The following is a 24,897-nucleotide window of genomic DNA, read 5'->3' on the forward strand; positions in this document are numbered from 1 at the left end:
TTTAACTGAGTATTTTAGGATTAAGCGCAATTGGTTAGCCATTCGTCTACAGCAGGCAGGTGTGAACCGCGATGCAGTAGGCGCCTGGATTCAACTCAAGGTTGGGGACAAGCATTATCATCGTGAATTAACGATAGGTGGTGGGCATGCCGGTGGCAGCTTAGTACCTCAACATTTCGGGCTATCAGAGGCAGAGTTTGCGGATGTTCAAATCACGTGGCCGGATCAAACAAAAAGCGTCTGGCAGCGACTCATAGCGGGTGTTATTCACAAGATCATAAAGTCGGAATAGAGCGAAACCATCGGCTCAGTCCATCGACAATCCGCTTGGCACCTTGTCTGGTTTGCCCAAAATTCCTTTTCCTTGAGCGGAGTCAGTTAAGGCGTGCAGAAAAGCGATTAGGTCTGTTATTTCCTGATCTTGCAAAGAGATGGATGTTAACTCAGTTGAGGCGAGTAGCTGTGGGATCACAGCCTTAAGACGATCGGGATCTAAGTCTTTTTTATCCTGCTCTGGAAGAGGAGAAAGGGTAGGGGTTGATAGCTGGTAGCGATGAAGTGCAGCTTTCGGATCAAGGTGATGCCTGACGATACCTTCCAGTGTTAGGTAAGCGCCATTGTGAGTATACGGTGCGGTTAGGGCGACATTACGCAGGCTTGGTGTGCGAAAACGGTAGCGATCTTTTGTCTTACCAGTGACCCGCATTCTTCCTAAGTCTTGTGGCGTACTTTCAAAACGTGCAACTTTGCCCGGTCCAAATTCAGGAATTGCGATGGAATGGAAGCTGTGATCAGTTTGCAATGCGCCGCTATGACAGCTGCTGCAATTCGCTTTACCATAGAATAAATTCATTCCACGAACTGAGGCTTCATTTAAAGCCTGTTGATCGCCATTTAAATAACGGTCAAAAGGGCTATCAATAGCCTGCCACTCACTGGCAATAAAGTCGGCAAGGACATTCGAAATATCAGTGAAATGAATGTCCTCAGCTGTCTGAATGCGTGGAATAGCGGCTTTGAAGGCTGTGGCATATTCAGGAATCTGTTGTACCCGCTCAGCAATTTTTTGCCATGCGCCTTGTTTCCCGGTTATCAGGCCCATTCGTACTGCGCGTGAAACGTCATTTTCTGCATAATGCCCCGCCATCTCATCGGGTGATAACACCGGGAACATGCTCTGTGCGGATAAAATAGAGTCGAAGCCTTGGGTCATGTCATCTTCTAGTGGTGTGCGAATCCCATTGCTGCGAGTGGGGTCGGCCTCCAGGCGGCCATCGTGAAACAACACAGTAAATTGTTTCGCTCCCAGATTAAACAAGGCTGGAGCATTGCGACCAATGCGTTGTTCTGGTCGGTTGTCATCAGTTACAGGTAAACGTTTAGTGCCGAGTCCTTTAGCGCCCTCGCCAAGTGATAATGAAACACCATCTGCCGTCGCCAGATCAGGATGGTGACACGTGGAGCAGGCAATATTTTTATTACCACTGAGAATGGGGTCAAAAAAGAGTTGCTGGCCGAGTTTAACACGTGCCTGTGTGGCGCTGACAAAGTCTTGTTGGGAAAGCGGGGCGGGTAAATCAATTGTGTTTGAATAACCGGTATTGCAGGTGCAGAACAGTAGGCTGGTAAACACCAAATATTTAATCACCATACCACTACCTTATTGTGTATCTGCTGCATGTTTCGCTCCATTGTCATTGCCTGCGGTTTCAAGCCTTATTCATGAAGTATAACGGAAAAATCAGATTAATCCGTGGTTTTTGATTGACGTACCTCATTTTAAGCATTAGCCTAGCATGACTCGTTTAGAGTGGTCATTTTCGGTTGATAAATAGTAAGGGGCTGAAGGTGAATAAAGGAGTAGGAATAGACAAATCAACAGTTCCCGGCGGTAAATATTCCAACCAGGAACTGAAAGCGATTGAGCTTATGTCAGCTCTGTACTGATTTAGCGTAAACGCAGACGCTGGCCAACTTGAATATGGTTTTTCTTATCACCATACAAACGATTCAAACGTACCAGACGGCTAAAGCTAACACCGGTTTTTTTCGAGATTTGCGTTAATGTATCACCACGACGGACGCGGTAGGTTTTACTGCGCGCACGTTTGGCAGCGGCGCGTTTTTTAGCAGCCGCACGCTTTTTGCGTTCTGCTGCCGCACGGCGTTGAGCAAGTTTCTTACGCTCAGCGCTTTTTTGGGCGGCTGACTTTACCGTCGATTGCTTAGAAACGTTGACGGATTGTCTGGCTGGTGCTGCAGGCGCCTCTTGAACCGTTAGCTCTAAAAAGCCATCCGCTGAAACACTGACAGAGTTGTCAGCCATAACAGAGCCCATGCTGGTGAAAGCAGCAGCGGAAAACAGCGTAATTACAACCTTTTTTATGCCTTTCATAATTTGTTACCCCTATGATAAAAAGCGTTAATGTCGACTGACCCTTAAAATAGTGATTTGCAGGCCGACTATAATAGTATGCGCGAAATCACTAACAGAAGGGTTAGCCATTACGTAAATGTTTGTAAGTATGTGTGAAAAATCGATCAGTTTAGGTTCGACATCGTGAAGATGTATCGGTTTCAAAATTGATAAGCCATGCTTAATCCTTGATAATATGCGGGTCTGCCGTGATTTAAATTTAGATATGCGAGTCTGAACGGCCGCAAACGATTAATCCAATCAAAATATAAGGTTTACCTATGAAATTTTTTGTTGATACCGCTGATGTCGATGATATTCGCGAGTTAAATTCACTCGGCTTAGTTGACGGTGTGACGACAAACCCATCTCTGATTCTTAAGTCTGGACGCGACATTATTGAAGTGACCAAAGAGATTTGCGATATCGTTGAAGGTCCGGTGTCGGCCGAAGTCGCTGCAACAGAGTACGATGAAATGATGAAGGAAGCGGCTGTACTTGCAAAGATCGCTGATAACATCTGTATCAAGCTGCCACTGACTTTGGATGGTCTGAAGGCGTGTAAGTCTCTGACTGATATGGGTCACAAGACAAATGTGACACTATGTTTCTCTGCCAATCAGGCGCTACTGGCGGCAAAAGCAGGGGCGACTTATATCTCACCCTTTATCGGCCGTTTGGATGATAGCGGTATTGATGGCATGGAGTTGATTCAGGAAATCCGCACCATTTATGACAACTACAACTTCGATACACAGATTTTGGCAGCGTCGATCCGTACAGTGAATCACGTGAAAATTGCTGCGTTGATCGGTGCGGATGTGGGCACGATGCCACCATCAACCTTAAAAGCACTGGTTAAGCACCCATTGACTGACAAAGGTCTGGAAGCATTCCTTGCGGACTGGGCTAAAACAGGTCAGAACATCGCTGGCTAATTTCGGTGTGTTGATTGACCTGAGGTGGTAGTACGCCTCAGGTCAAACGCTCTTGGTGTGGTAATACGCGAACTCTAGACTGTATAAATGGTTTCCCGATTACGCGGTTAAGCATTTAGGTAGTTGAAGCTGCTCTACGCCAAACCAGAGTTCTATTGTTTGCAGGCATTTCTATGTCATGTAAAAACTTCAGCCCATTCTCATTCGCTAGTTTCTGCAAATCCTCAAAGTTCCGGATACCACTGTCAGGATCACGCATTTTTAGACTCTGATCAAAGTTAGCATTGCTTTGGCTGGTGTATTGACCGTCATAATTAAAAGGGCCATAGCAAATCATCAGGCCATTTTCTTTTATACACTTCGCACCTGATACAAATAAATCTACGACATTCTCCCAATGCATAATGTGCATCACATTTGCACTATAGAGAGCATCATAGCGAGTCTCAGGCCACTTATCTTCACTGACATTTAAGGCGATGGGCGGAAGCACATTACTGAGTTCGGCTTCATCCAGCCATGCTTGAATACCCTCGTGATATTGCACCTGATCGCTACACTGCCAAGTCAGATGCGGCAGTTTCTCAGCAAAATAGACGGCGTGTTGTCCGGTGCCTGTTCCTACTTCCAAAACGGTTGAAGCATCACTCAACAACTGTTCCAACACAGAAAGAATAGGGTCACGGTTTTGATCGCAAGCGCCAGAATAAGGCTTCATGACTGATCCTCCTGATAGGGCGACTTGAGTTGATCACGGTATTCATTAATTGCCAAACGCTCATGCCCGACATATTGCGCGATGGCGTCTTGATATGGCGAGTTATTTAACCAATGTGCGGAGCGTGTTTCGGTTGGAATAAAGCCGCGGGCAATTTTATGTTCACCCTGAGCACCTGGCTCGAAGACCTGCAAGTTATTACGGATGCAGTATTCGATACCTTGGTAATAACAGGCTTCAAAATGTAATTTATCGATCTGATGAGTACAGCCCCAGTGGCGACCATAAAGTCGGGTGTCACTGCGGAACATCAGTGATCCGGCAATACAGCGATTGCCTTGGGAGTTGCTATCAGCATCTTCAGTTCTTTCTGCATCTGTGTCAGGTTGACTGTTTTCAGCTTGTGGATCAGACGGTAGGTCAGCCATCACTAAGAACACCTGATCCGGCATTTTTTCCGCCACTTCTTTAAAGAAACCAGCATTAAGCGTTGGTGTACTCCATTTTTCTTCAAAAGTGGTTTTGTAAAAATAGGCAAAGTCGTCCCAATCTTTAGCGGTTGCTGTGTGACCATCAAGCAAGCGGAGCGTGACGCCGGACTGCTGCATGCGCTTGCGTTCCTGACGGATATTTTTGCGTTTCTTTGCTGTCAGCTTTGCCAGAAAGTCTTCAAAGGTTTTGTAGCCCTGATTATGCCAGTGAAACTGCACATCATGGCGTAGTAAAACATCCGCGCCATTAAGCGTCAGCTTAGCAAGCCAGTCGAGTTGGTCCGGGCGGGGAAACAGGCAGTGGTAACCACTAATGTTATTGTCTGTCGCAAACTGCGCTACGGTTTGCATCAGGATTTGATAGTGAGTCCCGGGATTTTCCGCATTGCTTAGCATGCGTTGACCCGTCGCAGGCGTGTAGGGTGCTGCTGAGACTAATTTTGGAAAATACGGAATACCGCTCTGTTTGTAGGCATCCGCCCAGGCATGATCAAAAACAAACTCACCATAGGAGTTAAATTTTTGATACAGCGGCATGGCTGCAGCCAGTGTGTCGTCTTCATAGATCCCGATATGGCAAGGAATCCAGCCAAACTCAGGGTCAACGCAACCGTGGTTTTCTAAGGCTGCTAAAAACTCGTGCCGGACAAATGGGTTATTGTCATCCACCATTTTATTCCACTGTTTGGCTGGAATTTGATTGATTTCACTGTGTATTTTAATCTGCATGCTTAAAAATTGTTGCTCGAGGACGCGGGATTATTGCATTATAGGCACATGAAACTAATAACAAAAAGAATGATGCGAGGGTTCAGGGTTTTATTCCTGGTTATGTTGGGTGTTGTTCTTTTTTATTTCTCTGCATTACTCATTTTCCGATGGGTGCCGATCCCGACCTCCGCGTTTATTCATCACCAAAATACACTGCATGAGACTGATCCAAAGGTGTACAGTGCAGCAAAATTTGAATGGGTTGATTGGGAGCAAATCCCGCCAGCCTTGGCGCTTGCAGTGATTACCGCTGAGGATCAGCGCTTCCCGAATCATTGGGGTGTGGACTTGATCGAAATCCGCAACGCTATTAGTGATATGCGCGACGGCAAACCCATGCGTGGTGCTAGTACGATCACTCAGCAAGTGGCTAAGAATCTATTCCTTTGGAATGGCCGTAGTTATGTGCGTAAAGCGGCTGAGTTTTTTATTAGTTTTTCATTGGAATTGGTTTGGTCTAAGCAACGCATTCTTGAGGTATATCTCAATGTTGCACAGTTTGCACCGGTGACGTTTGGGGTAAAAGCGGCAAGTAAAGTGTTGTATGACAAAGAGCCGCTGCAATTGACGCTGGAAGAGTGTGCTATGTTAGCCGCGGTGTTACCGACACCGGCTAAATCTAATGCGAATGAGCCGAGTGAAACGCTGCAGAAGCGGCATGCGTGGATATTGGAGCATATGGAGAAATTGGGTGGTGTCAATTACTTAAAGAAGCTTTGATGACGAAGCTTCTTCAAGCTATTAATCCCATTTAGATTTCAGTGGTGATCACTTCAATCCCCACTTATCAAAATCAAACTCCGCCAACGAATCCAGCACCTCATTCGCATCAGTAAACTGATCATGGCTCATATTCGGATCAGGCACGGCAATCACGCTCATCCCCGCCGCATTAGTCGCCGCTACGCCTGAAGGTGCATCTTCAAACACCAGACAATGCTCAGCCGCGACACCCAACTGCGCTGCTGCTGTCAGGAAAATATCAGGTGCAGGCTTAGCGTGTTTCACATCCTCATGATCACTGGTCACGATCGTATCAAATAAGCTAAACCAATCCTGATGCTTGCTGGTCTTAATCTCGAACTGATATTTCTTAGAACTAGTCGCAACCGCAATGGGTACATTCATGTCAGCAAGCTTACGAATTAATTCAGGTGCACCAGGCTTTGGCTGGGCAAAGGCAAACCGCTCATTCAGCAGCTCATTGCGTTCTTCCAGATAAAATTCCGGTGTAAAGGGAAGCTCCAGCGCTTTCACCAAATAAGTCGCAGCATCTAATGAATCACGACCAATCATGTGTGACTTCACTGACCAATCAAACACTTTACCGTAGCGTCCCACGATCATCTGAGTGACTTCGGTGTAAATGCTTTCAGTTTCCAGTAGCAGTCCGTCCATATCGAACAGTACGGCTTTGATAGTAGTTTGGCTCATGAGTGAGTGATTCCCGTAATTTTGATGATAATTTATCGCGACTAAACATATCACAGCATGATCTACGTCACTATGTCTGAGTGTTAAAGCAATTAATATCCTGTATTAAGAGTATCTGTTTGATTTGTTTAAATTATCAGCAAATTGAAGTGAGTCTCCAACGTTATAATCATTTTATAGCGAGAATGGAATCTAATAAGCTAAGAGGTGAAATATGCAGGATATGCATCAGGATGATGTGGTCTCCTCCTGTATCGAACAGGTGTTGGTGTATCACGATGACAGTCGCAGAAAAGTGTATGTAGCGGATCAGGAAGTTCCGTTTCCAGAGGGTAAACTGATCGTGTCACGCACCAATGAAGCAGGAATCATTACACACGGCAATCAGTCATTTGTTGAAATGTCTGGCTTCACTGAGGATGAATTGATTGGACAGCCGCATCATATTTTAAGGCATCCTGACATGCCAAAAGCCGCATTCAAAGATCTCTGGGATACCTTGGCGCGGGGCGAAAAGTGGTCTGGCTATGTGAAGAATCTGCGTAAAGACGGTGCATATTATTGGGTGCTGGCAACAGTAGTGGCAAATATTCGTGGAGGGGAGGTGACGGGGTATACCTCGGTGCGCCGAAAGCCTTCTCGTGAGCGTATCGCAGAGTGTATCGAGCTATATCGTCAGATGCGTCTGGAGGAGGCCTCATGAAACCTTATACGATGACAGTGAGCCCTGACTTTATGCCGGACTATATTGCGGGTTGGTATATTTTTAATACCTGGTTGCAACGTCAACTTGGCCAGTCGATCCACCTTGAGTTGTATAACGATTTCGCCACCCAACGCGAAGCGATCTCACGAGATGAAATTGATCTGATTTATGCAAACCCATTTGATGCCGCAATGTTGGTACGAGAGAAGGGATTTAGTGCGATTGCAGCACCGCAAGATAAGCCAGATGAAGTCATTCTCGCAGTGCCGGCTGAATCACCCGTCAAAAAGCTAGATGACCTAACGCCAGGCACGCGCATCGCCCGAACGGATGACCCTGATGTCAATTTGATTGGCATGATGATGATTGAATCTGCAGATTTAAAGGCGGATAACACCCATGTTCAAATGCTGGATAGTTATGTGCTGGTCGCCAAAGCTTTATTTCAGGAGCGGGCTGATCTTGGCTTTTTTCTGAAGGAGGCTTACGAAAGTCTATCGGATTTTGTGAGAAGTCAGCTAAGTGTGCTATTGAGCAGTGAGATTCATGTCGTCACACATGTGTTATTGGCAAGCCCGGCTTTTACAACACATCAAGATGAGCTGAGAGCCTGCCTATTGGATATGCCTCATCGGGATAAGGGGCAAGGTGTTTTGGATAGCATGGGATTATCCGGATGGCAGTTACAAGCTCAAGAAGACACTGAATTTATGATTGATTTGATGGATACCTTGGCGTGATTCGCCCACCAATAGGTAGTTGGTTGTTTTAGAGACAAGAGTCAATTCTGAGAGAGCTAACTCTTGCCTCTGAAGATATCGGAGAAGCGTTGATTAACTATCGTTTGCCGTTGTCTCAACATCTCTTGAGCTAATGAATTTCTCTAAAGCTGCAATGGACAGAACACCAGGATTCAGGCCTACCAGCTCGCCGTCAGGGCTAAATACCATGAACGTGGGTGTGCCTCTGAGACTTTCTTTAGCATTCAATTCCATCCACGCGTTCATTTCGATGACATTGCTAAGGATGGTCTTGAAGGGAATGTCAAAGTCTTTGATCATACCTTCGGCTTGCGCTTTACCTGCCTGACCATCCAGTGACACACCGAGTAGTCGTACTTTATTCATTTTGCCATCAAACTCAACCATTTCCGGCATGTGCTCACGGCAGGCATGACAGTCTGATGCCCATATTTCCAGAACGGTCCATTTGCCATCGCCAATCTGGTCTTCAATGGTCGTTTTTGTTCCATCAAGCTCGGTGAAAGCGAACGCTGAAGTGCTCAGCACAACGACCGTAAAGAATGATAAAAATAATGTTTTTGTTAAAGAAAACAGTTTCACGAGTATGTTCCTCAATTTATGATGCAGTTGCAGATTAATTCCAATAACGACAAAGATATAAAAAATGCCGACAAGTTCCTTATATACGACCCGCGCTGTACTTTTCGATCTCGATGGTACGTTGCTGGACACCGCACCGGATATGGTACGGGCTCTCGATCTTCTGCTTCAAGAAGAAGGTGTACCAACGGTTGAGCATGAAAAAGCACGTCAACAAGTATCGCATGGGGCTGGAGCGTTAGTGACTCTGGGGTTTGGCGAGACCCAAACGGAGCGCGATCACAAGCGTCGCTGCCAGCGATATTTATCTCTATACGAGGAAAACCTCTGTGTGGATACAGATTTATTTGAGGGGATGGCAGAAACACTGAAATTTTTAGAAGATCAGGATATCCTTTGGGGGGTTGTCACTAATAAGCCGGCGTTTTTAACGGAGCCGTTAATGAAGGCACTGAATCTGGACAAGCGCTCAAGCACCATTATTAGTGGTGATTCCTTACCCCAGCGCAAGCCACACCCACAACCATTATTTCATGCTGCAAACGAGTGCGATGTGCTCACGACAGAGTGTATCTACGTTGGGGATGCTGAGCGCGATATTGTTGCTGGAAACAGGGCAGGGATGATTACCTTGTTGGCCAGTTATGGTTACATCGATGCCGGAGATCAACCGGAACGGTGGGGCGCAAATGGTATCATTGAGCACACACATGAAATATTGGATTGGCTGACTAAAGCCGACGAACTTGAGTTGGATATCCAAAAAGCCAACTAATGGAGAAAAAGCGTGAATATAAGTAAAAACACCGCACGGTCCACGTTATTACAGGTCGTGCTGTTCCTGATTTTGGTAGCGGCGGCCTTATTCTGGCAGAGAAATAATATTGCTGACTTGTATCTGTCGGGTGAAATCAATCCGGTTGGTTGGTTGCTGAACAGCATCATTGTGTTGTTATTCCTGTTTGGAATGTTCCGCATGATTTCTCTACTGCTGTCTTACAGCCGTGAGCACAGTGTGTTGGAGCGCTTGGTCGATTCGATTACCGATGGCGCAAATGACCCGACAGGACGTTTGCCGGAGAATGCATTGGCCGTAGCACGCTACAAATATGTTCAGAGTATGGCGTTACGGGCGCTACCGATTAATCATGGCGCGTTGGCATCTAGTCTAAGTACGTCAGAGCAAAGCCGCTTTACGCTGGTGCGTTACATCAATAGTATTTTGATTTTGCTGGGTGTATTCGGAACCGTCGTGTCATTGTCGATTGCGTTGATTGGCGCGTCTAACTTATTGGATTCACCGGACGGTGCCAATCGCATGGGGATGATTATCGGTGGCATGTCATCAGCACTCAGTACCACTATGACTGCTATTGTGTGTTTCGTCATTTATGCCTATTTTTACCTTCGACTGAATAATGCGCGTGCCCAATTGCTTAATGGCATTGAGAGCATGACAAGTATGCATTTATTGCCGAATGTGACGCATAACGAGGAATCATTGATTCGCCATGTTGCAGATCTCACTGTGGCCTTGAATAAGTCTGCGGATCGTTTGAATGAGATGCAGCAACATTTCACTACCGCAGCTAATCAATTGGCGGGCGCGGTGGTTAAGCAAAATGGGCCGGCTGGTGTGACGGAGGAAAGTATTCAGGAACTTAAAGATTTACTGCGTGAAGGGTTCCGTTTACCAAAGTCGCCATTAAAAGCAGCGCCTCGGGAACCATTAGGTTCACATATCCCAAAGCGTGATCACATGGATCCTAAGCTATGACGGGCGGCTTCCCCGATTACCATAATTTTCCTGACCGGGATAAGGGGGAGGAAAGCTTCTGGCCATCATTTACCGATATTATGATGGTGATCACAATGGTGTTTTTGTTAGTCACGGTGATGGTGATTACCAATAACTGGAAGTTGGTAACGGATTTACAGGAAAGTATGCAGGCGCAGCGTTTGGCGGCAGAGCAGGCGCTGGATAAAGAAGCCAAGAATCATACCTTGGAAGATCGTATGAATTTGCTGGAAAATCGTTTGAAGTCATCCAGAGAAGTGGTGGCTGAAAAACAAATTGAGAATGAAAGCCTGCAAGCTGAGATTGATCGTATTCTCAAAAAGATCACACAGATTGAAACGGAGTTGGCCGCGAGTGTGAAGCTGCTGGAGAAGCGACAAGTTCAGATCGCACAGCGTGATGATCAAATTGCAAACCTTAAAGCAGATCGCGATAAGCAATTGGTGACACTGGAAAACAGAGCACAGGCCTTGGCAACGTTGCAGGGTATTCAGGAGACAAGTCAGAGTCAGGTGCTACGTTTGCAAGCCGCTTTGGATGATAAAGAAGTTGAGCTGGAGTCCTCTAAACAAGCAAATGAGGAAAAGATAAAAGCGCTTGAGCTGGCGATGACGCGGTCTGAACTTGAGCTGCAGAAAAGCTTAGAAGCGAATGAGCGTTTGGCGGTGTTAGAGGCAGCACTGAAAGCATCTGAAGAGACTTTAGCAGACACTAAAAAGGCTAATGACGAGCGTATTAGTGAATTACAGAATCAATTGATTAGTGCGCAAACTTCCTTGTCAGATACACAGGAAAGTCAGCAGGTTAGCCAAGAGCAATTAGAGAATATGCGAAGTGAGTTCGCAGCGTTGCAAGCAGCGAAACAAGCTGAATCTGACCGACTGGCAGGCCTGCAAAGCGAAATTGCCCGAATTCAGTCCTTACGCTCTGAGGATATGGCCAAGCTCGAGAGCCTGCAGGGTGAGTTTGATACGTTGGATACTAAGTATAAAAAGCTAGTCCGGCCAGCGCGTTCCAGTGAGGGTAAACATGTCGTATCTGTTTGGTTTAGCAAGCAAAGTGGCCGCGAAGTGTATCGTATTCGTGATGCGACAGAGGATGAATTCAGAACCATAAGCCGTCCCGCAATGGCGTCAGCATTGGCAGGATTAAAAGACAAACATGGTAAATCGCTGTACGTTAGAATCATAATCCCTGAGAATAGCGGCCTTTCGTATTCCGATGCATGGCGTTTTACCACGGAAATGCAGCGGGCTTATGACTATTATTATCAAGACGATGAATAACCTTACAGGATGGTGTATGTCTGAATCATTACTCAATTTTGTTCCATCTGCCGGCGCTTTAGACGGGAGAAAAATTCTTGTCACCGGAGCTGGTGCGGGAATAGGTCGAGCGATTGCAAAAGCATATGCAAGCTTTGGTGCGACAGTGGTTTTGTTAGGAAAAACGATTCCGGAACTGGAAGTCGTCTATGATGAAATCACCGAAGCTGGTGGCCCTGAGCCTGCCATTTACCCTCTGGATATGACAGGGGCTACTGCCCACGACTATGAAGAAATGTCACGTATCCTCAACGAGCAGTTAGAGGGGTTGGACGGTCTTGTCCTCAATGCCGCATGGTTGCCGGGCTTTGTGCCTTTTGAACAGTATGATCTGGAAATGTGGCAAAAAGTGATGACGATTGATCTCACGGCTAACTACTTGATTACACAGGCTTGTCTACCGATGCTCTGCGCGTCGGAGCATGGTTCTATCATTCATTCTGCGCACACCATGAATCGTGCGTATGCGGGTGCGTTTGGGGTGGCTAAAGCAGGAATGGCCGCCATGATGTCGATTGTTGCGGATGAATATGACAATCCAGATCGCTTTGTGCGTGTCAATACTATTGATAGTGGCCCGCTTCGCACACAAATGCGCAAGCTAAACTATCCGGGTGAAAACACTGATAGTCTGGCTGAGCCAGAGGCGGTTATTGGCCCTTATATCTATTTCATGAGTGATGATGCCGGCACCCGAACCGGAGAGGCAATCGCTTTTGGTAAGGTCGATGCTGACTTCGTTTGGCCAGGTATCAAAGTGGAAAGCGCTTAACTCATGATGTTTGAATTTGATACGCTTTACCGTGATCTGAAGGAGTCAGAGCTAGCGCCTTGGTTGGATGATCTGCCGGATCAAATTGAACAGGTCTTTAAAGAAAAGACGCATGGCTTTTTGGCGGACTGGGTTCAGCTCATTCACGATATGCCGAAACCGCAGCCTGGCAGCGTTGATTTTAATACTGGTCGGGTGAGGATAGGTTGTGCTGAAGATATTGATACGGCTGATGCTGAGGTGCTGGAACAACAGCTACGCACGATAATCCCTTGGCGCAAAGGGCCTTATGAACTGTTTGGTATCCACATCAACACGGAATGGCGTTCTGACTTTAAGTGGGACCGTATTCAGCCTCATTTATCACCGTTAAAAGGTCGGACTATTCTGGATGTAGGCTGTGGTAACGGTTATCACATGTGGCGCATGCTGGGTGAAGGCGCTGATCTTGTGATTGGGGCGGACCCTAGCCAGTTCTTTTTAGCGCAGTTTAGAGCGATTAAGCAGTACGCAGGTAGTGACTTACCAGTACACCTGCTACCAATGAAGAGTGAGCAATTACCGGCGTTTACGCGTGAGTATAAAGGCATTGGATTTGATACCGTGTTTTCAATGGGCGTGTTATATCACCGTGCTTCACCAGTCACTCATCTGCAAGAGTTACGTAGCTTTTTGCGGCGTGGCGGTGAGTTAGTGCTGGAGACGCTTGTGATAGAGGGTGACGAGCAGACAACACTGGTTCCTGAGGATCGTTATGCAAAGATGCGTAACGTCTGGTTCGTTGCATCGACACCGTTCTTGATTCGCCTGTTGGAGCGGGTGGGCTTTGTGAATTGCAGGATCGTTGATGAATGCGTGACTTCGCTAGAGGAGCAGCGAGCGACGGACTGGATGAACTTTGAATCGCTGGAAGACTTCCTTGATCCTGCAGACCACAGTAAAACGATTGAAGGTTATCCGGCACCACGACGAGCAACTATTATTTGTGAAGTGCCATAGGGTTGTATTGAGTAAAACCTTGTAGCTAAGTGCATGGACTATTATTTGTAGTATTGCGTATTGCGTATTGCGTATTGCGTATTGCGGTATTAAGTCATAGCTAGGCGTGGAGATTGCTTGGAATTGTTTTTAGTCTTGTAACTTACGCCACTTCAAATCACAGAATCAAAAAAGGGCGAGAACACCGTTTAAGTGTCTCGCCCTTTTTTTAATCGGCGCTAACGGTTAAATGACGCGCTTATGACTTCTTTTTCTTTTTGCGTGGGCGCTGTTCGCCACCACCACTTTTAGGTGCGGAGGGTTTACGCTTTTTCGGTGCATCCGTGCGACTATGTGACTTTTTAGGCGAGTTTCCAGTCTCAGAATCAAATGAGCCGTCTCCTTTTGGCGTCAGCTGACGAAGCTTCATTTGTTGTCCCTGAATCCACAGCTTATATAAGTGTTTGTGAATGGGCTTGGGCATGCCATCAGGCAGCTCTACCGTACTGTATTCGCCTTCAATCTTCAGGTTGCGAATAAAGGCGCTATCAACGCCGGCTTCATTAGCAATGGCACCAACGATGTGCTTTGCTTCTGCACCGTGATCACTACCCACTTCTAAGCGGTAAGTCACCATATCCGGTGTTTCCACGCCTTCATCACGCTCGCGACGTGGGCGGCGTTTTGTGTCTGCTGGCTTTTCAGAGCGCTCACGACTTCTGCGAGGTTTTTCAAAATCATTATCTCTGCGACTGTCTCGCTTTGAATCTCGCTCGCTGAAATTAGGAATGTCTAATTGCTTTGCAGATAAGGGGCGGTCTTTTTGTGCCAAATAAGCAAGACTGGCAGCAATTTGTTCCAGACTCAGGTCACCTTCATTTGCGAAGTCAACAACCACCTTTTCTAAGAAGTCGAGATCCTGCTGCAATACGATGGTTTGAATTTGTTGCTTGAATTTGCTGATTCTGGTTTCACTGATTGACTCCGCCGTTGGCAGCTCAAACGGTAAAATCTTTTGTCCTGTTGCGCGCTCAATACTCTGCAGCATGCGCTGACCACGAGGAGGGATAAACAGGATTGCTGTACCTTCACGGCCAGCACGCCCCGTACGACCAATTCGGTGAATATAGGATTCCGTATCGTGCGGCATGTCGTAGTTTATAACATGACTGATACGTTCAACGTCTAAGCCGCGGGCGACCACATCCGTTGCAATCATGATATCAATTCTGCCGCGGCGAAACTGCTCAATGGTCTTTTCACGTTGCTCTTGTTTGATATCACCATTCAGTGCAGTGGTCGCATAACCGCGGGCTTCCAGCTTCTCTGACAGCTCGTGAGTCATAGATTTAGTGCGCACAAATATGATGATGCCGTCGAAAGGTTCGGCCTCAAAAATACGGGTCAGTGCATCCAGTTTGTGAATGGTCTTACCCTGCCAATAACGCTGGCGAATAGTCGGTACAGTCGCTGTTTTACTTTTGATTCGTATGTCAGCCGGATCTTTTAAATAGCGCTGTGTGAGCTTCTTAATAGCAGGCGGCATAGTGGCGGAAAATAGCACTACTTGCTTGTTTTCCGGAGTGGCCTGAAGGATCGTTTCGACATCATCCACAAAGCCCATTCTCAACATTTCGTCGGCCTCATCCATAACAAGCGTTTTCAGCTGGTCAAGTTTCAGCGTACCTCTTTTGATGTGATCGATTACACGGCCAGGTGTTCCAACAATAACGTGAACATTACGTTTTAGTTGTTTTAGTTGAATACCGATGCTCTGCCCACCATATATGGGTAAAATGTGGAAGCCCGGTAGGTTCTTTGAGTATGACTGCATTGCCTCCGCAACCTGGATCGCTAACTCACGAGTCGGTGTAAGCACTAAAATTTGTGGCTTAGACTGGCTTAGGTCAATTTTTGACAGTAGCGGTAACGAGAATGCAGCCGTTTTACCAGTACCTGTTTGGGCCTGTCCGAGTAAGTCGCGGCCTTCTAATAAGGGAGGGATACTTTCGGCTTGAATGGGTGACGGAAATTCATAATCAATTGCCGATAAGATAGCTTCAGAAAGGCCAAGTTCTGAGAATGGTGGCGTTTTTTGGTCAGACATTGCGGGGTTTGAATCACTAGAAATGTTTAAGGTTGCCGATTCTACGCTAGTTTAGCGCATGATGTGGGAAATATTTGAGGTTCAATCAACGATTCTTTCGTTCGTAGTGGCCCTTTAAGGTGTAAAGTAAACGTAAATATCTAATTAGTTATTGATATTGTCTGATTTAGGTCGTTTAATGTGCTTAAATAGTAAGTATTATTGGCAGCCACTCGGGCTGGGTCAATTTATTTACTACTTAATTGAACCGTTTGGTACTCATTGATTACTGAATATCGTTGTAGTACTGGTTTAAAGTGATGCACTTGTGTTGCTTAATTTTGTCGTAGCGTTCTTATTTTCATAATTAGTGTCTGGTTTTCTTGGATAATAGTTTGAAGAAGAGTATATTAAATTAAGTTTCTATTAAGCTTGATTGATATACTTTTGCTAGAAAGCATTGATAATCTGCCATTATAGCGTTCGTTGATGGCAAAAATGGCAGTAAGAAAACGTAGTGACCTATCGTTAAACAATCATATTGAAGAATGGAAAATTATGAATAAATTCACTGCATCGCCAAAAGTGGCGATATTAACATACGAAAATCTGGATAGTTTTGAATTCGGTTGTGCTGTGGAGCTGTTCGCAACACCAAGACCTGAGTTGGAAGCATGGTATCAAACAGACGTTTTGGGCTTAACAGCTGATCCTGTGAGTTCTACCGGTGGTGTGAAGGTCCAGGCCGACAAGCTAGTTGATGATTTAACTGACTATGACATGATGATCATTCCGGGCTGGACTGGCATCGATGTTAAACCACCAGAGCATTTGATCGACGCAATGCTAGAGATGCATCAGCGCGGTGGTCGAATCGTCGCGCTGGGTATGGGTGTATTCGCACTGGCTGCGACTGGCCTGCTTGACGGCAAAAAAGCAACGACACATTGGTCGTTGGCAAAATCATTCACTGAGATGTTCCCAAAAGTGAACTTCCAGGATAACGTTTTATATACCGGTGAAAATCGTATGCACTCTTCATCGGGCCATACTGGTGCGATTGACATCGGTCTACACATGATTCGTCAGGACTACGGTGCACATCGCACTAACGTTGTGGCTAAGGATTTAGTCGTTTCCTCGCATCGCGACGGAAGCCAGTCTCAGTTTGTTGAGCGTACCTTGCGTCAACAGCATGGCCGTCTACATGAGACAATTAACTGGGTATTGGAAAATCTTGATAAGCCATTGAATGTCACTGAAATGGCTGAGCAGGCGTGCTTATCTCGTCGCAGCTTCGACCGTCAGTTCCGTTCTACCGTCGGAAAGAGTCCTAAAGAGTGGTTGATTCACCAGCGCATTAATCTTGCACAGGATTTTCTTGAGACAACAAATTACAGTGTCGAAGAGATTGCCTCTTCAACAGGCTTCCAGACGGGTATGAACTTGCGTCATCACTTTACTCGTCTGTTAGGTTTGTCTCCTACACGTTACCGCGCTAAGTTCTCGCAGTAATATCGTCAGGAGAAAAAATCACACAGTCATATACAGGGTCATGATGATCCGTTAGACTGTGCGATTCACCAGTAAGTATTCATTTGGGGGCGACTTGGCTTCGACGTGGATTACAAAACCTGGGGAGCATGCAGTGGATGCAGTGACCACTTTAATTCAAGCTGTGAACTTTTAGTTGCCAACGACGACAACTACGCTTTAGCGGCTTAATAAGCCTGCTAAATTCCCACTAGCGTTCGCCCGCAGGTGCTTACTGGGAATCATTTATGCGGTATCGCGTGGAGGACTGTTCGGGGCCGAAGCGTTAAAACCTAACCGGAATCGCGGATACCTTCTCTGCCCGTCGAGATTGTGTTTGCTAAATTAATGACGGATCTAAGCATGTAGCGCCTTCAGGCAGCGGATTTGCGGACGCGGGTTCGATTCCCGCCGTCTCCACCACTTACTCTGGTTTGTACAAACAAAAAGCCCTTGAAACACTAGTTCCAAGGGCTTTTTTGTGTCTGTTACATTAAGGTTTCTTTGCTTAGTTAGGCATAAAACCTGCTGTGGCAGCAGTCTCTATATGTTCGTAGCGATTCCCGCTGATGTATTCAAATCTATAATCATTTGATTGTTCTGCTTGATCTATAATAACGGGAGTAGGCTGTGTAACGGTAGGTGTTGCAATAGGAGTTGCCGCTGCTACAGTTTGAGTCTGCGCTATCGGCAGAGTGGCCGTAGTCGTATTTGTCTGAGGTTGAGTCTCTACCGTTGTCGTTGTTGTTGCCACACTGTTTTGAGCTTCTAATCGCTCCGCATCAGCAATTGTCGTTTGAATAGGGCGTGGATGCGTTTTTGTCTTGGGATCGTTGTAGATCGAGTCGGCAGCGATATTCCAGGGATATTTAATATTGTTAGCAATGATGTCAGCGTTCGGGTCAAGTGTCGTGGGGGGAGCTGTTGGAGTAGGCTTGGTTGTTGGTGTTTTTGTTTCACCATATGAGAAAAACTCTGCTTTATTGATAACAGCGCTATTTCGTTCTTGACCAATCGTATCAGCTTGAATGGAAACTTGAGGTGCCTGTGCCTGTGGGGCAGTCTTCTTTAAATAGCTTGCTTCGACCCAACCAGTATTGTCTCCGTACGCTATCTGAAGCCAGTTTACGGTATCTAATAGAATTGTCTTACCGGTAGCTTCAATCTTTGTGGCATCAAAAGGGATGTTACTCAATGGTCTTGATATCGTGCTCGGCCATGCTCGTAAGGTCAGAGAACCACCAGCGGGAATATTAGTGACTGAAAAGGTGTTGGCAATCGCAAGAGAGGTGGAGGCGCCTAATAATAAAGCTGCCCCAATTAGCTTTGTTGTTAGTGTTTTCATGGTTATTTTTCTTATTGTTTAGTTTTCAATAGGATACTCCCGAGCATTACGAATTACAAGATATCAATGCAGGCTATTGCATTCCATTTATTTACAAGGTAGACACAATCCGAGATAATGCGCCGGCTAAATTGTTGTTCACGCTAAACTAGGTCTAAAATATGTCCGGCAAAATCTTCGTACAGACACACGGTTGTCAAATGAACGAGTACGATTCCGCAAAAATGGCGGAAGTCATGAACGAAGCAGATGGGCTTGAGTTAACAGACGACCCGGAACAGGCGGATGTCCTACTGCTGAACACGTGCTCGATTCGAGAAAAAGCAGAAGATAAAGTCTATTCCCAGCTTGGGCGCTGGCGCAAAATCAAAGAAAAGAAGCCAGGTGTGATTGTTGGTGTCGGTGGTTGTGTCGCTAGTCAGGAGGGCGATAATCTAAGAAAACGCTCACCAGTCGTCGATGTCATTTTTGGGCCACAAACTCTCCACCGTCTTCCAGAGCTGATTGAGCAGGCTAAGACAACCCAAAAAACAGCAATGGATATTTCGTTTCCGGAGATTGAAAAATTCGATCGCTTGCCTGAGCCGAAGGCTGACGGAGCGAGTGCATTCGTGTCGATCATGGAAGGTTGTAGCAAATACTGCACATTCTGTGTGGTTCCCTATACGCGTGGTGAAGAGATCTCCCGGCCGTTTGACGATATTATTGCCGAAGTGGTGCAGCTGGCAGAGCAGGGTGTTCGCGAAGTGAATCTGTTAGGTCAGAATGTAAATGCCTATCGTGGCCCGATGCACACGGGTGACACAGCCGATCTTGCCATGCTCATTACTTATGTAGCACAAATCGACGGCATAGACCGAATTAGATATACTACCTCCCATCCGGTAGAGTTCAGTGAGAGCTTAATCAAAGTATACGGCGAAGTGCCTGAGCTTGTAGATCACTTACACCTACCTGTTCAAAGTGGATCGGACCGTATTCTCGCAGCAATGAAGCGAGGGCATATGGCGATTGAATACAAGTCTAAGATTCGTAAGTTGCGTGAAATTCGTCCAAATATTAGTTTGTCTTCGGACTTTATTATCGGTTTCCCGGGCGAAACCGATCAGGACTTTGAAGATACGATGAAATTGATCGAAGACATTGGTTACGACCATAGTTTTAGTTTTATTTACAGCCAGCGTCCAGGAACGCCGGCGGCATCGTTACAAGATGATGTGCCGATGGAGGTTAAGAAAGAGCGTTTACAGAGACTGCAACAGCGTATCAATGAAATGGCGACAGAGATTAGCCGTTCCATGTTAGGTACTGTACAACGTCTGCTCGTGGATAAGGTTTCTCACAAAGATGAGGGCGAGTTGTCCGGTAAAACAGAAAACAATCGTTCGGTGACTTTTGTAGCACATCCACGGCTAATCGGTCGGTTTGTGGATGTGAAAATCACTGACGCATTTAGAAATTCCCTGAAAGGAGAAATCGTTGCGGTTGAGAATGACAACCGTGAGATGGTTCCTCTCGAAGAAGGCCTGGCACTTGTGTCAGCCGAATAAGCTTTTAAAATTGAGTGAAGAAGTATGATGAAGATTGAAACTGGCTTGGATGTCCCGATTTCGGGTCGTCCCATACAGTCGATCGATTCAGTATCACCTACTATTACTAAAGTCGCATTACTAGGGCGGGACTTCCATGGTCTACGCCCTTCAATGCAAGTGAAGGTAGGCGATAAGGTTAAGATTGGCCAAACACTTTTTACTGATAAGAAAAATCCTGGTGTGAATTACACTTCACCGGGCGCTGGTACTATTTCAGCGATTAATCGGGGTGCAAAGCGTGTATTGCAGTCGATTATTATTGATCTTGATGACAGTGAAGAGTCGATTAATTCTCCGAAGTACGATGCGGATCAGTTGGATGAGCTGGATGCCAGCGACATTCGCCGTAACATGCAGGAGTCCGGTGCATGGACTGCGTTCCGTACGCGTCCTAACAGCAAGGTCCCTCTGGCAGATGCTGAGCCCGTTCATATTTATGTTAACGCTATGGATACCAGCCCGCTTGCGGCAGATCCAAGCATTATCGTCAATGAGCGTGCTGAAGACTTCCAGAATGGTTTGACGCTGCTGTCAAAGCTGACTAAAGGCCACGTTTACGTGTGTCATGAGGCGGGTAAGTCAATCCCTCAGACGTCTTATCGCAACGTGCTTTACCGTGAGTTTTCAGGTGTTCACCCGGCTGGTTTAGTTGGTACACATATGCACATGATTGAGCCTGCGGGTATTGATCGTGAAATGTGGCACATGAACTATCAGGATGTTATCGCTCTGGGAAGCCTGTTTACCAGCGGTAAGCGCTGTGTTGATCGTGTTATCTCTCTGGCTGGTCCTTCAGTTAAGAACCCTCGTCTACTTCGTGTTCGTATGGGAGCTTGTACTTCTGAGATCGTTGAAGGTGAGATCGATTCAGGCGACGTGCGTGTTATCTCTGGTTCTGTTCTGGGTGGCTTCCGCGCAGCAGGTTGGAGTGCTTACCTTGGTCGCTACAGCTTACAGGTATCAGTGATTCCTGAAGGTGAGCCTCGTCAATTATTGCACTGGGTAAACCCGACCTTAAATCAGTTCTCTGTAATGAATGTTTTCTTCAATTCAGTGAATCGTGCTAAAGGCAAGCTGTTCCCAATGAGCAGTACTCAGAATGGCTCTCCTCGTGCAATGGTTCCGATCGGTAACTTCGAAGAAGTGATGCCTCTGGATATTCTGCCGACTCAGTTACTGCGTGCTTTATTGGTTCGTGATACAGAAACGGCTAAGAGCTTAGGTTGCATGGAGTTGGATGAAGAAGATCTGGCGTTATGTACCTTTGTTTGTCACGGTAAATATGAATACGGTCCGGCACTACGTGCTTGCCTGGAAATGATCGAGAGGGATGGATAATGAGTTCTTCAAGTCCTAGCCGCTTACGTCGGCTACTTGACGGTGCGGAGCCTCATTTTACCCAAGGTGGTAAATACGAGCGTTTCTACGTGCTGTTCGAAATGGTGGACACGCTGTTCTACAGCCCGCCAAATAAAACGGTTGGTGGTCCACACGTCCGTGATGCGCTGGATCTGAAGCGTGTAATGGGTATGGTTTGGATGTGTACCTTCCCAATCATGTTCATGGCATGTTTCAACACAGGTTTGCAAGCGAATGAAGCAATGCAAACTCTGGGTATGACTAGCATCGACGGTCTACGTGGCTTCTTCCTGAATGGAATCGGCTATGATCCGAGTAGTTTCTTTGCAAACTTCTTCCACGGTATGACGTACTTCATTCCAATCTACATGACCACGTTTATCGTCGGTGGTATTGCGGAAGCGGCGTTCTCATTGATTCGTGGTCACGAAGTTAACGAAGGTTTCTTTGTTACATCTATCCTTTACTCTTTAACTCTACCACCAGATATTCCATTGTGGATGGTTGGTGCAGGTATCATCTTTGGTATCGTGATTGGTAAAGAAGTATTTGGTGGTACCGGTAAGAACTTCCTGAACCCAGCACTAGTTGGTCGTGCATTCCTGTACTTCGCTTATCCGGCTTCTATGTCAGGTGATGCAGTGTGGACAGCGGTTGATGGTTACACCGGTGCAACAGCATTGGGTATTGCAGCGGCAGATGGAATGGCAGCAGTACAGGCGCAGTTCACTTGGTGGGAAGCGTTTATAGGTACGATCCCTGGTTCGATTGGTGAGACTTCTACGCTGGCTATCTTTATCGGTGGCGGTATCTTATTGGCAACCAAAATTGCTTCATGGCGCATCGTACTCGGTGTGTTCTTCGGCATGATGGCGACTGCGACACTATTTAATCTGATCGGTAGTGACACGAACCCAATGTTTGGCATGCCGTGGTGGTGGCACTTGGTTGTTGGTGGATTCGCATTTGGTATGTTGTTTATGGCGACAGATCCTGTGTCGGCGTCAATGACAAATACTGGTCGCTTCTATTATGGTTGTTTGATTGGTTTCATGACAGTATTGATTCGTGTCATCAATCCTGCGTTCCCGGAAGGTATCATGTTGGCGATTCTATTCTCTAATATCTTCGCACCGATGATCGATTATGTTGTGGTTCAGGCGAATATCCGCAGACGTACCAAGCGTATTGAGCAAGGAGGTCAGGCGTGATTAAAGATAAGTTTAATGAAATGCTGGCGTTACCTAATGACAGCAAGCAGAAAACAATCTTTGTTGCTTTGGCAGCTTGTTTAGTTTGCTCTGTTTTGGTGTCGTTCGCAGCGGTTGCGCTAAAGCCAATGCAAGAAGCAAACAAAGCTTTTGATAAGAAGCGTAACATTCTGCAAATCGCTGGTTTGATGGAAGAAGGTAAGTCAGTAGATGAGTTGTTCAAACAGATCGAACCTCGCGTTGTCAATGTTGAAACGGGTGAGTACGTTGATGATGTTGATGCAGCAACTTATGACCAACGTAAAGCATCGAATGATCCTGCACAAAATGTACTGATCAGTGCAGACAATGACATTGCGGGTATTAAACGTCGCGCTAAGTATGCTTCGGTCTACTTGGTAAAAGACGGTGATGCGGTTAAGTCATACATCTTACCAATCAAAGGTTACGGTCTTTGGTCTACGCTTTATGGATTCATTGCGCTTGAAGCTGACGCGAAAACTGTCGTGGGTCTTGGTTACTATGAGCATGCTGAAACACCGGGTCTTGGTGGTGAAGTTGATAACCCGGGCTGGAAGGCTAAGTGGATTGGTAAGCAGGTCTATGGTCCTGATAATCAGGTAATGATTGATGTGGTTAAAGGGGCGGTTGACCCTGCTAGCAAGACAGCAATCTATGAAGTAGATGGCTTGTCTGGAGCAACGCTAACGAGTGTCGGTGTCGAGAATATGCTGCACTATTGGCTAGGTGAGCAAGGCTTCACGACGTACCTTAATAAAGTCCGTGCAACAGGAGGCGAGTCATGAAATTGAGCCCTGAAGCAAAACATAATTTATTAGATCCGCTGATTGGTAATAATCCCATCACGCTGCAGATTCTTGGTATCTGTTCAGCACTGGCGGTTACAACCTCGCTTAAGACAGCGTTATTGATGTCGATGGCGTTAACATTAGTAACTGCGTTTTCTGGCGCATCCATTAGTGCGATTCGTAACCATATTCCGGGAAGTATTCGTATCATCGTTCAGATGACGATCATTGCTTCTTTGGTAATCGTGGTTGATCAGTTATTGAAAGCATTTGCTTACGACACTGCTAAGCAGTTATCGGTATTTGTTGGTTTGATTATTACCAACTGTATCGTAATGGGGCGTGCTGAAGCTTACGCGATGAAGAATCCACCAGGTCTTAGCTTTCTGGATGGTATCGGTAACGGTTTGGGCTACAGCTTAATTTTGATTGTTGTCGCGTTCTTCCGTGAGTTGTTCGGTGCAGGTTCCTTGATGGGTTACCAGATTCTACCGTTAACTACTGAGGGCGGTTGGTACCAGTCAAATGGTATGTTGTTATTGCCACCGAGTGCATTCTTCATTATCGGCATCATGATTTGGGTTATTCGTACTTATCAGCCTGAGCAAAATGAAGCGCCTGACTTTGTTATTCACGAGTCTCATTCGCATAGCGCAGGGGAGTCACACTAATGGAAGCTTATTTAAGTTTATTTATTAAAGCGGTTTTCGTCGAAAACTTAGCCTTATCTTTCTTCCTTGGAATGTGTACCTTTTTGGCACTTTCCAAGAAGATTGAAACAGCGATTGGTTTGGGAATCGCAGTAGCCGTTGTACAGACCATTACCGTTCCGGTTAATAACCTGATTTTGAATGTATTCTTAAAAGAGAACGCATTACTTCAGGGTGTTGATCTGACGTTCCTTGGTTTGATCAGTTACATCGGTGTTATTGCGGCGATGGTACAGATTCTGGAAATGATTCTGGATAAGTACTTACCGTCTCTCTATAACGCGCTGGGTGTGTTCTTGCCACTGATTACGGTTAACTGTGCGATCCTGGGTGGATCTTTGTTCATGGTCGAGCGTGACTACACTTTCGGTGAGAGTTTAACGTACGGTATCTCTAGTGGTTTCGGTTGGGCGTTGGCCATCGTTGCACTAGCGGGTGTTCGTGAAAAGCTCAAGTACAGCGATGTACCTAAAGGTCTGCAAGGCCTAGGTATCACCTTTATTACAGTCGGTCTGATGTCCATGGGTTTCATGGCATTCTCCGGCGTACAACTGTAAGGATT

General features: G+C 46.2%; 25 protein-coding genes and 1 other RNA gene. 18 read left to right on the plus strand and 8 right to left on the minus strand.

Annotated elements, in window-relative coordinates; translation table 11 throughout:
• Positions 1-292 (plus strand): ASPIC/UnbV domain-containing protein (locus tag DKW60_RS10600; RefSeq protein WP_181389652.1); only part of this gene is annotated, 292 nt, incomplete at its 5' end.
• A 15-nt stretch (positions 293-307) separates the two neighbouring features.
• Here DKW60_RS10600 and DKW60_RS10605 read toward each other — a convergent pair.
• Positions 308-1,651, minus strand: coding sequence for a cytochrome-c peroxidase (locus tag DKW60_RS10605; protein ID WP_109837633.1), 1,344 nt, complete (start codon positions 1,649-1,651; stop codon positions 308-310).
• A gap of 297 nt (positions 1,652-1,948) precedes the next feature.
• Entirely contained in the window at positions 1,949-2,395 is a 447-nt protein-coding gene (locus DKW60_RS10610) for a LysM peptidoglycan-binding domain-containing protein (RefSeq protein WP_109837634.1), read from the minus strand.
• 302 nt (positions 2,396-2,697) lie between these two features.
• Between DKW60_RS10610 and fsa the strand changes: the two genes are divergently transcribed.
• The gene (gene fsa / locus DKW60_RS10615) at positions 2,698-3,354 is read left to right on the plus strand and encodes a fructose-6-phosphate aldolase (protein ID WP_109837635.1); all 657 of its coding nucleotides are present in this window, start codon (positions 2,698-2,700) and stop codon (positions 3,352-3,354) included.
• Between the two features lie 115 nt (positions 3,355-3,469).
• Here the strand turns inward: fsa and DKW60_RS10620 are convergent, their stop codons facing one another.
• Both DKW60_RS10620 and DKW60_RS10625 read right to left on the minus strand, forming a co-directional pair.
• Positions 3,470-4,072, minus strand: coding sequence for a DUF938 domain-containing protein (locus tag DKW60_RS10620; RefSeq protein WP_109837636.1), 603 nt, complete (start codon positions 4,070-4,072; stop codon positions 3,470-3,472).
• Positions 4,069-5,292, minus strand: coding sequence for a GNAT family N-acetyltransferase (locus tag DKW60_RS10625; protein WP_109837637.1), 1,224 nt, complete (start codon positions 5,290-5,292; stop codon positions 4,069-4,071). Before DKW60_RS10625 ends, DKW60_RS10620 begins: the two co-directional genes overlap by 4 nt.
• A gap of 48 nt (positions 5,293-5,340) precedes the next feature.
• On the opposite strand from DKW60_RS10625, the gene mtgA reads away from it, so the two are divergent.
• Positions 5,341-6,054, plus strand: a complete 714-nt coding sequence (gene mtgA, locus DKW60_RS10630) for a monofunctional biosynthetic peptidoglycan transglycosylase (protein WP_219988715.1) — start codon at positions 5,341-5,343, stop codon at positions 6,052-6,054.
• A 48-nt stretch (positions 6,055-6,102) separates the two neighbouring features.
• Here the strand turns inward: mtgA and DKW60_RS10635 are convergent, their stop codons facing one another.
• Positions 6,103-6,768, minus strand: coding sequence for an HAD-IA family hydrolase (locus tag DKW60_RS10635; RefSeq protein WP_109837638.1), 666 nt, complete (start codon positions 6,766-6,768; stop codon positions 6,103-6,105).
• A gap of 214 nt (positions 6,769-6,982) precedes the next feature.
• On the opposite strand from DKW60_RS10635, the gene DKW60_RS10640 reads away from it, so the two are divergent.
• Together DKW60_RS10640 and DKW60_RS10645 are read left to right on the plus strand one after the other, a co-directional pair.
• Positions 6,983-7,471 (plus strand): PAS domain-containing protein, encoded by a 489-nt coding sequence (locus DKW60_RS10640; RefSeq protein WP_109837639.1) that lies wholly within the window; start codon positions 6,983-6,985, stop codon positions 7,469-7,471.
• On the plus strand, positions 7,468-8,214 hold the full coding sequence (locus DKW60_RS10645) for a phosphate/phosphite/phosphonate ABC transporter substrate-binding protein (protein ID WP_109837640.1): 747 nt from the start codon (positions 7,468-7,470) through the stop codon (positions 8,212-8,214). Before DKW60_RS10640 ends, DKW60_RS10645 begins: the two co-directional genes overlap by 4 nt.
• Positions 8,215-8,307: 93 nt before the next feature.
• Here DKW60_RS10645 and DKW60_RS10650 read toward each other — a convergent pair whose 3' ends face one another.
• On the minus strand, positions 8,308-8,817 hold the full coding sequence (locus DKW60_RS10650; protein ID WP_181389653.1) for a TlpA family protein disulfide reductase: 510 nt from the start codon (positions 8,815-8,817) through the stop codon (positions 8,308-8,310).
• A gap of 64 nt (positions 8,818-8,881) precedes the next feature.
• Between DKW60_RS10650 and DKW60_RS10655 the strand changes: the two genes are divergently transcribed.
• The 5 genes from DKW60_RS10655 to cmoB are packed head-to-tail and all read left to right on the plus strand — an operon-like array spanning position 8,882 to position 13,711.
• Positions 8,882-9,592, plus strand: coding sequence for an HAD family hydrolase (locus tag DKW60_RS10655; protein ID WP_109837642.1), 711 nt, complete (start codon positions 8,882-8,884; stop codon positions 9,590-9,592).
• 12 nt (positions 9,593-9,604) lie between these two features.
• The gene (locus DKW60_RS10660; RefSeq protein WP_109837643.1) at positions 9,605-10,594 is read left to right on the plus strand and encodes a MotA/TolQ/ExbB proton channel family protein; all 990 of its coding nucleotides are present in this window, start codon (positions 9,605-9,607) and stop codon (positions 10,592-10,594) included.
• Positions 10,591-11,901, plus strand: coding sequence for a coiled-coil domain-containing protein (locus DKW60_RS10665; protein ID WP_109837644.1), 1,311 nt, complete (start codon positions 10,591-10,593; stop codon positions 11,899-11,901). Before DKW60_RS10660 ends, DKW60_RS10665 begins: the two co-directional genes overlap by 4 nt.
• Before the next feature lie 16 nt (positions 11,902-11,917).
• On the plus strand, positions 11,918-12,712 hold the full coding sequence (locus DKW60_RS10670; protein WP_109837645.1) for an SDR family NAD(P)-dependent oxidoreductase: 795 nt from the start codon (positions 11,918-11,920) through the stop codon (positions 12,710-12,712).
• A 3-nt stretch (positions 12,713-12,715) separates the two neighbouring features.
• The gene (gene cmoB / locus DKW60_RS10675) at positions 12,716-13,711 is read left to right on the plus strand and encodes a tRNA 5-methoxyuridine(34)/uridine 5-oxyacetic acid(34) synthase CmoB (protein ID WP_219988716.1); all 996 of its coding nucleotides are present in this window, start codon (positions 12,716-12,718) and stop codon (positions 13,709-13,711) included.
• A 238-nt stretch (positions 13,712-13,949) separates the two neighbouring features.
• Here cmoB and DKW60_RS10680 read toward each other — a convergent pair whose 3' ends face one another.
• The gene (locus DKW60_RS10680) at positions 13,950-15,797 is read right to left on the minus strand and encodes a DEAD/DEAH box helicase (RefSeq protein WP_109837646.1); all 1,848 of its coding nucleotides are present in this window, start codon (positions 15,795-15,797) and stop codon (positions 13,950-13,952) included.
• 537 nt (positions 15,798-16,334) lie between these two features.
• On the opposite strand from DKW60_RS10680, the gene DKW60_RS10685 reads away from it, so the two are divergent.
• Both DKW60_RS10685 and ssrA read left to right on the plus strand, forming a co-directional pair.
• Positions 16,335-17,291 (plus strand): helix-turn-helix domain-containing protein, encoded by a 957-nt coding sequence (locus DKW60_RS10685; protein WP_181389654.1) that lies wholly within the window; start codon positions 16,335-16,337, stop codon positions 17,289-17,291.
• A gap of 85 nt (positions 17,292-17,376) precedes the next feature.
• Positions 17,377-17,732, plus strand: a transfer-messenger RNA (tmRNA) gene (gene ssrA / locus DKW60_RS10690).
• Positions 17,733-17,817: 85 nt separating this feature from the next.
• Here the strand turns inward: ssrA and DKW60_RS10695 are convergent.
• On the minus strand, positions 17,818-18,654 hold the full coding sequence (locus DKW60_RS10695) for an SH3 domain-containing protein (RefSeq protein ID WP_109837648.1): 837 nt from the start codon (positions 18,652-18,654) through the stop codon (positions 17,818-17,820).
• 161 nt (positions 18,655-18,815) lie between these two features.
• Between DKW60_RS10695 and miaB the strand changes: the two genes are divergently transcribed.
• Genes miaB through nqrE form a run of 6 tightly spaced genes read left to right on the plus strand, consistent with a single transcriptional unit; the run spans position 18,816 to position 24,892 of the window.
• Positions 18,816-20,204, plus strand: coding sequence for a tRNA (N6-isopentenyl adenosine(37)-C2)-methylthiotransferase MiaB (miaB, locus tag DKW60_RS10700; protein WP_109837649.1), 1,389 nt, complete (start codon positions 18,816-18,818; stop codon positions 20,202-20,204).
• 24 nt (positions 20,205-20,228) lie between these two features.
• Positions 20,229-21,584, plus strand: coding sequence for a Na(+)-translocating NADH-quinone reductase subunit A (locus DKW60_RS10705; RefSeq protein WP_109837650.1), 1,356 nt, complete (start codon positions 20,229-20,231; stop codon positions 21,582-21,584).
• Positions 21,584-22,816: an NADH:ubiquinone reductase (Na(+)-transporting) subunit B gene (locus DKW60_RS10710; RefSeq protein ID WP_109837651.1), complete on the plus strand. Its 1,233-nt coding sequence runs from the start codon at positions 21,584-21,586 to the stop codon at positions 22,814-22,816. The genes DKW60_RS10705 and DKW60_RS10710 overlap by 1 nt, the downstream gene beginning before the upstream one ends.
• The gene (locus tag DKW60_RS10715) at positions 22,813-23,622 is read left to right on the plus strand and encodes a Na(+)-translocating NADH-quinone reductase subunit C (RefSeq protein ID WP_342767117.1); all 810 of its coding nucleotides are present in this window, start codon (positions 22,813-22,815) and stop codon (positions 23,620-23,622) included. The genes DKW60_RS10710 and DKW60_RS10715 overlap by 4 nt, the downstream gene beginning before the upstream one ends.
• Complete coding sequence (locus tag DKW60_RS10720; protein ID WP_109837652.1) at positions 23,619-24,296, plus strand: NADH:ubiquinone reductase (Na(+)-transporting) subunit D; 678 nt, start codon at positions 23,619-23,621, stop codon at positions 24,294-24,296. The genes DKW60_RS10715 and DKW60_RS10720 overlap by 4 nt, the downstream gene beginning before the upstream one ends.
• On the plus strand, positions 24,296-24,892 hold the full coding sequence (nqrE, locus tag DKW60_RS10725; RefSeq protein ID WP_109837653.1) for an NADH:ubiquinone reductase (Na(+)-transporting) subunit E: 597 nt from the start codon (positions 24,296-24,298) through the stop codon (positions 24,890-24,892). The genes DKW60_RS10720 and nqrE overlap by 1 nt, the downstream gene beginning before the upstream one ends.
• Positions 24,893-24,897 lie beyond the last annotated feature (5 nt).

The sequence above is a fragment of the Leucothrix pacifica genome (assembly GCF_003172875.1).
Lineage (GTDB): Bacteria > Pseudomonadota > Gammaproteobacteria > Thiotrichales > Thiotrichaceae > Leucothrix > Leucothrix pacifica.

Coding starts and splice junctions, on each gene's coding strand:
- DKW60_RS10605 (WP_109837633.1), bottom strand. CDS start 1,651: ATGGTGATTAAATATTTGGTGTTTACCAGCCTACTGTTCTGCACCTGC.
- DKW60_RS10610 (WP_109837634.1), bottom strand. CDS start 2,395: ATGAAAGGCATAAAAAAGGTTGTAATTACGCTGTTTTCCGCTGCTGCT.
- fsa (WP_109837635.1), top strand. CDS start 2,698: ATGAAATTTTTTGTTGATACCGCTGATGTCGATGATATTCGCGAGTTA.
- DKW60_RS10620 (WP_109837636.1), bottom strand. CDS start 4,072: ATGAAGCCTTATTCTGGCGCTTGCGATCAAAACCGTGACCCTATTCTT.
- DKW60_RS10625 (WP_109837637.1), bottom strand. CDS start 5,292: ATGCAGATTAAAATACACAGTGAAATCAATCAAATTCCAGCCAAACAG.
- mtgA (WP_219988715.1), top strand. CDS start 5,341: ATGAAACTAATAACAAAAAGAATGATGCGAGGGTTCAGGGTTTTATTC.
- DKW60_RS10635 (WP_109837638.1), bottom strand. CDS start 6,768: ATGAGCCAAACTACTATCAAAGCCGTACTGTTCGATATGGACGGACTG.
- DKW60_RS10640 (WP_109837639.1), top strand. CDS start 6,983: ATGCAGGATATGCATCAGGATGATGTGGTCTCCTCCTGTATCGAACAG.
- DKW60_RS10645 (WP_109837640.1), top strand. CDS start 7,468: ATGAAACCTTATACGATGACAGTGAGCCCTGACTTTATGCCGGACTAT.
- DKW60_RS10655 (WP_109837642.1), top strand. CDS start 8,882: ATGCCGACAAGTTCCTTATATACGACCCGCGCTGTACTTTTCGATCTC.
- DKW60_RS10665 (WP_109837644.1), top strand. CDS start 10,591: ATGACGGGCGGCTTCCCCGATTACCATAATTTTCCTGACCGGGATAAG.
- DKW60_RS10670 (WP_109837645.1), top strand. CDS start 11,918: ATGTCTGAATCATTACTCAATTTTGTTCCATCTGCCGGCGCTTTAGAC.
- cmoB (WP_219988716.1), top strand. CDS start 12,716: ATGATGTTTGAATTTGATACGCTTTACCGTGATCTGAAGGAGTCAGAG.
- DKW60_RS10680 (WP_109837646.1), bottom strand. CDS start 15,797: ATGTCTGACCAAAAAACGCCACCATTCTCAGAACTTGGCCTTTCTGAA.
- DKW60_RS10685 (WP_181389654.1), top strand. CDS start 16,335: ATGAATAAATTCACTGCATCGCCAAAAGTGGCGATATTAACATACGAA.
- DKW60_RS10695 (WP_109837648.1), bottom strand. CDS start 18,654: ATGAAAACACTAACAACAAAGCTAATTGGGGCAGCTTTATTATTAGGC.
- miaB (WP_109837649.1), top strand. CDS start 18,816: ATGTCCGGCAAAATCTTCGTACAGACACACGGTTGTCAAATGAACGAG.
- DKW60_RS10705 (WP_109837650.1), top strand. CDS start 20,229: ATGATGAAGATTGAAACTGGCTTGGATGTCCCGATTTCGGGTCGTCCC.
- DKW60_RS10710 (WP_109837651.1), top strand. CDS start 21,584: ATGAGTTCTTCAAGTCCTAGCCGCTTACGTCGGCTACTTGACGGTGCG.
- DKW60_RS10720 (WP_109837652.1), top strand. CDS start 23,619: ATGAAATTGAGCCCTGAAGCAAAACATAATTTATTAGATCCGCTGATT.
- nqrE (WP_109837653.1), top strand. CDS start 24,296: ATGGAAGCTTATTTAAGTTTATTTATTAAAGCGGTTTTCGTCGAAAAC.